Source organism: Nonomuraea sp. NPDC049750 (genome assembly GCF_040659625.1).
Lineage (GTDB): Bacteria > Actinomycetota > Actinomycetes > Streptosporangiales > Streptosporangiaceae > Nonomuraea.
This window is the reverse complement of record NZ_JBFANB010000019.1, coordinates 207199-214270: the sequence shown is the minus strand read 5'-3', so window position 1 is coordinate 214270 and position 7072 is coordinate 207199. Positions and strand designations below refer to the sequence as shown.

The 7072-nt window shown below is 71.6% G+C and carries 4 protein-coding genes; 2 read left to right on the top strand and 2 right to left on the bottom strand.

Annotation, left to right across the window (positions count from 1 at the left end; translation table 11 throughout):
- Positions 1–147: 147 nt before the first annotated feature.
- Positions 148–1122 carry an ATP-binding cassette domain-containing protein gene (locus AB0J16_RS38695; RefSeq protein ID WP_358549289.1) on the bottom strand — a complete coding sequence of 325 codons (975 nt, stop codon included), beginning with the start codon at positions 1120–1122 and terminating at the stop codon, positions 148–150.
- A gap of 138 nt (positions 1123–1260) precedes the next feature.
- Between AB0J16_RS38695 and AB0J16_RS38690 the strand changes: the two genes are divergently transcribed.
- Positions 1261–1782: a PH domain-containing protein gene (locus AB0J16_RS38690; RefSeq protein WP_358549286.1), complete on the top strand. Its 522-nt coding sequence runs from the start codon at positions 1261–1263 to the stop codon at positions 1780–1782.
- A 239-nt stretch (positions 1783–2021) separates the two neighbouring features.
- On the top strand, positions 2022–3554 hold the full coding sequence (locus AB0J16_RS38685) for a PH domain-containing protein (RefSeq protein WP_358549312.1): 1533 nt from the start codon (positions 2022–2024) through the stop codon (positions 3552–3554).
- 317 nt (positions 3555–3871) lie between these two features.
- Here AB0J16_RS38685 and sepH read toward each other — a convergent pair whose 3' ends face one another.
- Positions 3872–6940, bottom strand: coding sequence for a septation protein SepH (gene sepH, locus AB0J16_RS38680; protein ID WP_358549284.1), 3069 nt, complete (start codon positions 6938–6940; stop codon positions 3872–3874).
- Between the last annotated feature and the right edge of the window lie 132 nt (positions 6941–7072).

The following is a 7072-nucleotide window of genomic DNA, read 5'->3' as shown; positions in this document are numbered from 1 at the left end:
CCAGAGCAGCGAACTGAGGAAGCATTCGCTGGTGGGTCTGCGGTCCTGCGTGAAAGGTAGCCATCTGGATCACACCTCCAACGGTGATGACTAGGGCTGGTCAACGCGGGGCTTCAAAGCACCTGACGGCACCTCAAGCCCCCTCCATCAGGAGGGGGTCGTTGACGCGAGGGCTTCCTCCGTCTGCTCGTCCTCCGCGCGGTGCCCGGTCAGGGCCAGGAACACCTCGTCGAGGCTGGACTTGCGCAGTGCCAGCTCGGAGGCGACGATGCCGAGGTCGTCGAGGCGGCGGACGATGGCGGGCACCACGGCCGGGTCGCGCACGGCGGCCGTGACCATGGCGCCGGACAGGTCGGGCGCCACGTCGAGGACGTCGGTGACCACCTTGGCGACCAGGTCGAGCTGGTCCTCCCTGAGCGGCCGCACCTCCAGCACCTGTGCGCCGGTGGTGGCCTTGAGCTCGTCGGACGTGCCCGACGCGATGACCTTGCCGTGGTCGAACACCACGATGTCGTCGGCCAACTGGTCGGCTTCCTCCAGGTATTGGGTGGTCAGCAGCACGGTCACGCCGTCGGCCATCAGACCGCGCACGACGCCCCACAGCTCGGTGCGGCTACGCGGGTCGAGACCGGTCGTCGGCTCGTCCAGGAACAGCACCTGCGGCCTGCCCACCAGGCTCGCCGCCAGGTCGAGCCGCCTGCGCATCCCACCCGAATAGGTCTTCGTGGCCCGGCCCCCGGCGTCGGCCAGGTCGAACCGGCTGAGCAACGCCTTCGCCCGCTCCCTCGCCTCACCTCGCGACAAGCCCAGCAGACGGCCGATCATCATCAGGTTTTCGACACCGGTCAGCATCTCGTCGACCGCGGCGTACTGTCCGGTCAGCCCGATCAGCGACCGCACCTGATGCGCCTGCCAGCGCACGTCGAACCCCAGCACCGTGGCCGTGCCCGAGTCAGGCGTGAGCAGCGTCGCCAGAATGCGCACGGCGGTCGTCTTGCCCGCGCCGTTGGGCCCCAGCACGCCGAGCAGCCTGCCAATCGGCACGGCGAGGTCCACACCGTCGAGTGCCTTGGTCTCGCCATAGTGCTTCACCAGGCCGTCTGCCTGAATCGCATACTGCATGACCCGCCCCTTCTCCTCGGTGCCTCCACTTTGGACTACGGCACCGACAGTTTCCGGCTGGCGTTCCGGCCGGCGTCCGGCCGGCATCCGGCGCCTCTGGCCGATCACCGACGCGGGCGGGAGCCATAAGCTGGCCTCGTGACGTCTTCTGGCCCGTTGCGTGACCCCCAACACCGTGTCTCGCCCAAGGCCATCCGGCTCTGGCTCGCTGAGGCGTTGTTCGGGTTCGTGCTGCTCGTGGGGTGCTCGATCCTGGTCGCGCAGTGGGTCGGGGGGAGCGGGTGGTCGTGGGTGCCCGGCTGGTTCGCGGACGATCCGTGGCTGCTGCCGGTGGGGGTGGGCGTGCTGACCACGCCGTTCCTGGTGGCCGAGCCGTTCGTACGCTATGCCGTACATCGTTGGGAACTGTCGGGTGATGTGGTCTACACCCGGTCGGGGTTCCTGACCCGGGAGTGGGTCTTCGTGCCGGTCAGCCGGATCCAGACGGTCGACAAGGCGCAGGGGTGGGTCGAACGGCTGCTCGGGCTGGCGACCCTGGAGATCCGTACGGCCTCTCACGCGGGCTCGTCGACGATCAAGGGCCTGGACTACACGGTGGCGGCCGGGCTTGCGGAGGAACTGGCGCACCGCGCGGAGCAGCTCAGGGACGATGCCACGTGACCGAACCCCGCCCCGGCCCTCCCGCGCACCCGTCGGCGCCCGAACCTTATCCCGGGCCTCCCGAGCACCCGGCGGCTCCCGAACCTCGCCCTGGGCCCTCCTCGCACGCGTCCACGCCCGAAGCTGATCCCGGGCCTCCCATGCACCAGTCGGCGCCCGAACCAGCTGATCCCGCTCGTGAGGGCTCGTTCCCGCCGGTGACCGTTCCCGCTGGGCCTGTGGAGCCCGCTGGGGTGCCGATGCGGTTGAGCCCCAAGGTGCTGCTCATCCACCCGGTACGGATGATCCCGTCGCTGATCTTCCCCCTTGTCGGGCTGCTGTTCGTGGGTGGGTTCTCCGGCATGTCGTACACCTGGGCGGCGGTCGGGGTCGGCGTCACGCTGGCCTTCGCCGTCGTCCGGTGGGCGATATTCAGCTACGAGATCGTGGGCGATCGTCTGGAGATCAAGCGTTCACTGATCAGCCGGTCGGTCCGTACCATCCCCTTGGAGCGGATCCGCGGCGTGGACGTCTCCACCCCGCCCATGCACCGGCTGCTCGGTCTGGCCGTACTCAAGATCGACACGGGGGCGAGCGGCGGCGAGGAGGAGGGCAAGCTCGACGGCGTCACCCGCGAGGAGGCCGAACGCCTGAAGTCGGTCCTGCTCCGACGCACCCGCGCCACCCGCCCCGCCCGAGCCGCGACGCCCGATGAGGGCTCCGCCGCCGTCGCCGCCACGGATCCCGCCACGGATCCCGCCGCGGTCACGGTGTCCGCTGCGGTTCGCGGGGAGACGGTGGAGGCCGAGCAGGAGATCATCCGCGTGCCGTGGACCTGGCTGCTGTACGGCCCGCTGTCCGGCGCGTACCTGCTGACGCCGTTCGCCCTGGCGGGCGGCGCCGTGGGGCTGGCGTTCCAGTGGGGCGACGACCTCGGCTACGGCCGGGACGCCGCGCTCACCGTCGGGGAGTGGCTCTGGGAGCACCCCTACCTGCTGCTCGCCGTGGTGTTGCTGCTCGTGGTGGCGATGCCGTTCGTGGGCGGTGTGATGTACGCGGTGTTCAACTGGAACTTCCGCCTCATCAGCCGCGACGGCTACCTGGTGGCCGAACGCGGGCTGATCAACCGGCGCAGCGTGTCCCTGGAGGCGGGGCGCGTACGGGGCTACGAGATCATCGAAGGACTCGCCGAGCGCTGGGCGGGCGTCGCCCGGGTCTGGGCCATCGTGACGGGCCTGGGCGACTCCCAGACCCGCGGGCAACTCCTGCCGGACGTCCCGCGCGCGGTCGCCTTCCGGGTCACCGGGGAGGCCATCGGCACCTACCAGGCCGAACTCCGTCCCCACCCGCCCATCGCCCGCAACCGCCGCCTCTTCCGCGCCGTCGCCCCGTGGCTCGCGCCGGCCCTCGCCACCGCCCTGACGGCCCTGCTGACCGCTCAGCCGATCTGGTGGATCGGGACCGTGGTCGCTCTCCTCCTGGCGGGCTTGGGGATTCCCCTCGGCCTCGACCGATACAGGTCTCTGGGACACGGATACGACGGCGTACGCCTGGCGGTCCGCTCAGGCTCCCTCCGCCGCTCGCAAGCGATGGTGGAACGCCGCGCGGTGGTGGGCTGGCACCTCAGGCAGACGTGGTTCCAGCGGCGAGCCGGGGTGTACACGCTCACCGCCGGGGTGGGAGCGGGCAAGGGCGGCTACTCGGCGATCGACGTCTCACAGTCCCAGGCGATCGGCTTCCCGGCCGAAGTGACACCGGAGTGGCTGGCTCCGTTCTTGTCCAAGGAGCAGTAGGCGGGCACCCTCCGCTGCTCGCCAAGGGGATATCTCCGGACGCGCTGTTCTACGGTGTCGGTGAGGTCAGCCGACGCCCTTCCGCCTGAGCCCTCGCCCCCGCTCACGTCCTCGCGCCTTCAACCTGGGCCCCAGGGCGCTCAGGGGCCCTGAGGCCCGGGAGGCCCTGGAGGCCCTAAAGCCTGGGAGGTCCTGCGGCCTGAGAAGTCCTGCGGGGAGATCACCGACGAACCGCCGGGCAGTGCGCGGGCGGTGTGGGTGGCGCTCAGACGCCAGTGTGTGGACGGCGCTTGAGCGGTGTGCGGGCGGTGCTCGGCTCAGTCCTGGCGGCGGGCGCCGAACATGATCTCGTCCCAGGTCGGTACCGAGGCCCGACGCCCCCTGGAGCCCTTGCGCGGCTGACGGGCCGCAGGGGCGGGCGGGGGAGAGGGCACCGGGACCGGGGGCTCCTCCTTGGCCGCCGGCTGCTCGGGCTTCGCGGTGTCGTCCTTGCTCGACCTCGCGGCTGGTACGGCAGGCTCGGGCGCTGTCGGCTCAGCCTTGGCCGCCGCCGGCTCAGCCTTGGGCTCAGTGGCGGGCTCGGTTTTGGGCTCGGCCACTGCGGGCTCGGCCTTGGGCGCGGGTGCCGTGGTCGGCGCGGGCGCCGAGGACTCGGCCTTGGGCTGGGGCTTCGAGGGCTGCGGCTTGGGCTTGGGTACGGGCGCGGTCGGTACCGGCTCGGCGGCAGTCGCCTCTGTGTCCGCCTTCGCGGTCGACTCGGCCTTCGCGGTCGACTCGGCCTTCGCGGTCGACTCGGCCTTCGGGGCTGCGCCGGCCTTGGGGGCTGCGTTGGCCGTCGGGGTGGTGCCTGCCTCAGGTACGCCTGCGGCGGTCTGGGGCTCGGGAGCCGTGGGGCTGGGCTTGGGGGCCGCTGTCGTGGGCTCGGGCTCGGCGGTCAGGTCGGCAGTCGGCTCGGCTGCCGACCGCTCGGCCGTCTCGGGCGCGGTCTTGGAGGCGTCCTGGTCGGCTGCCGTCGCGGGAGCAGTGGCGTCCTTAGCCGCAGGCGCGGCCTCGGTGACGGGCGGTGTGGTGATGGGGTCCGTAGTGGCGGGCGTGCCGACCACTGCGGTGGCCGCCTGGCCAGTACCTTCCTGGCCAGGTGCTTCCTGAGCAGAAGCCTCCTGAGCAGCGGCTTCCTGGCCGGTGGCTTTCTGCGCTGGGCCTTCGGTCTGGGCTTCCGTGGCGGGGGACGTCTGCGGCGCGGTGGTGCTCCCCACCGTGGCGTCCCCCACCGTGGCGTCCCCCAGAGCGGCGTCCCCCAGAGCGGCGCCCCCCATAGCGGTGGTGCTCTCCACAGCGGTGCTCTCTGCGGCGGTGCTCGCCGTTGCGGCGCCGGCGGGCTGCTTGACGACGATGTCACCGGGCTTCGGCTCAGTGACAGTCCCAGCGGACTGCGGTTCGGTGAGAGTGCTGTCGGGCTCCGCCTCGGAGGCGGAGCTGGCGGCTGCCTGCGGTTCGGCTGCCACGTCTGTGGTGGGCTTCGACTCGGTTTGGGGTGGTGTGGTCGGTCCTGAGGCTGTGGTGGGCTTCGGGGTCCCAGCGGGTTGTACGGACTCCGCAGCCGGGGCGTCGGTGCCTGCCACGGCAGACGGCGAATCCGCAGACGAAGGCGAATCCTTGGTGGGCACCGACTCCGCGGAGATCTGCGCAGTGGGCGCGTCGGCGGCCGAGCTCTGAACGCCGGGCGCGTTGACGGCCGGACCCTGAGTGGCGGGCGCACTGGTCGCTGGGTGGTCTGTGACGGGCACGTTGGCCACCGGGCCCTCTGCGGCGGGCGCGTTGACGGTCGGGTCCTCTGCGGTGGGCACGGCGACGGCCTGGCCCTCCGTTGCGGACGCGTTGGCGGCCGGTGCCTCTGTTGCGGTCGCGCCAACAGCCGATCCGTCTGCGGCGCCTGCGCCGGTGGCCGGGCCGTCTGCGGCGCCTGCGGTGGCGGCCGGGCCGTCTACAGCGGGTGAATCGTAAACCGACCTCTCTGCGGCGTGTGTGCCGGGGGTCGCGTCCGGTGCCGGGGGCAGCGTGACAGTGTCTTCGGGCGCGGACGCAGTGGTACGGGTGCCCGGAGGCGTGCTCTCGCGGCTCGCCGCGGCGTAGATGGCCTCGCCGTCTCGGCCGGTCGGGCGGTCGGGCTGGCGGTCAGGCGGGCGGGGAGTGCCGTAGTCGGGCAGCCAGGACGAAGGGTCACCATGGCGTGCCGAAGGGTCGCTGGGGCGGGTGTAGTCGGTGTCCTGCGCCGACGACGCCGACGACGAAGATGCCGTAGGTGCTGACGACGCCGAAGGATGGGAACGGTGGCCGGGCTCCTGGGCGCGGTAGCCCGTCTCCGGTGCCGACGGCTCGGCAAGGTAGCCGGTCTCCTGCGCGGGAGCACGGTAGCCGGGCACGGGTGGCTCCGAGCGGTAGTCCCTCGCGGGCGGGTCCGAGCGGTAGCCGGGCTCCGCCGTGCGGCCGGCGGGGTCGGCTGCGGGGGCGCGGTCGAAAGGGGCCTCTCGCGCTGGGGTGAAGGGCGTCTCACGGGAGGGAGTCTCGCGGGACGGGACATCACGGGACGGGACATCACGGGACGGGACATCACGGGACGGCGGGCGGCCGTAGGGCGACTCCGTGCCTCTCGGCTGGTAGCCGACCGCCGGCTCCTGCGACTCCGGCTCGTGGCGGATCACCGACGGGAACGGCAGCGGGTCCGACGCCAGCGGCGGCACCGGCTGCAGCTTGGCCACTCGCGGCGTGAACGGCGTGACCGTGGTGTCCTCCACCACGGGGCTGGGGTCGAAGTCGGCGGCCGAGAGCCGCATCGACTCGTCGTCGTGCGGCGTGACGTGCCGCCTGCGCGGGTCGAAGAGCCACTCGGCGTGCCTGGTGTGACCGTTCCAAACGTAGCCGAGCTTGACGCGCCAGAGGCCGTCGTCGCGCTTGGCGGAGTCCCAGTCGATCTCGTCGGTGGGCACGCCGCGCCTGGTGAGCCGCTCGGCGACGAGATCGCCGAGCGTCGGGCCGGCTGAGGACTCTCCGGGCATGCGTACGGACACGCGCTGCGCCTGCTGGGCCACGTACTCGCGCTCCTGGAGCACGGGGCCCTCGAACCAGCGGACGCGTTCGACCGGGATGCCCGCTGTGGCGGCGATCTCCTCGGCTGTCTCTCCGGCACGAATGCGGGCCTGGATCTCCTTGGGGCGCAACGGACTCTCCACTTCGATCTCGTACTGGCCGAGACGGGAGAAGTTGCCGCGGACGGCAGCACGGAGCCGGTCGTCCACGGGAAGCGTGAACCGTGTACCCCGCCCTGCTGTCGCCAGCACGAGATAGGTACCGTCCTCACTTACCGCGACGAGTCGGAGCTCCTGCATGCGAGTCCCTTCGTCAGCGTGCTGCTCATTCTTCCCCCGGACCCTTGAGTCTCTCGCGTGTGCCGGTTGCCTGCCAGCACCGTACCCGGCATGTCCGAACATCGCCTTCCTGGGATAGCCCAGGGGCGATGT

Excerpts from the sequence above, each read along its gene's own strand:
- AB0J16_RS38695 (WP_358549289.1), bottom strand. The coding sequence starts at position 1,122 with ATGCAGTATGCGATTCAGGCAGACGGCCTGGTGAAGCACTATGGCGAG.
- AB0J16_RS38685 (WP_358549312.1), top strand. The coding sequence starts at position 2,022 with ATGCGGTTGAGCCCCAAGGTGCTGCTCATCCACCCGGTACGGATGATC.
- sepH (WP_358549284.1), bottom strand. The coding sequence starts at position 6,940 with ATGCAGGAGCTCCGACTCGTCGCGGTAAGTGAGGACGGTACCTATCTC.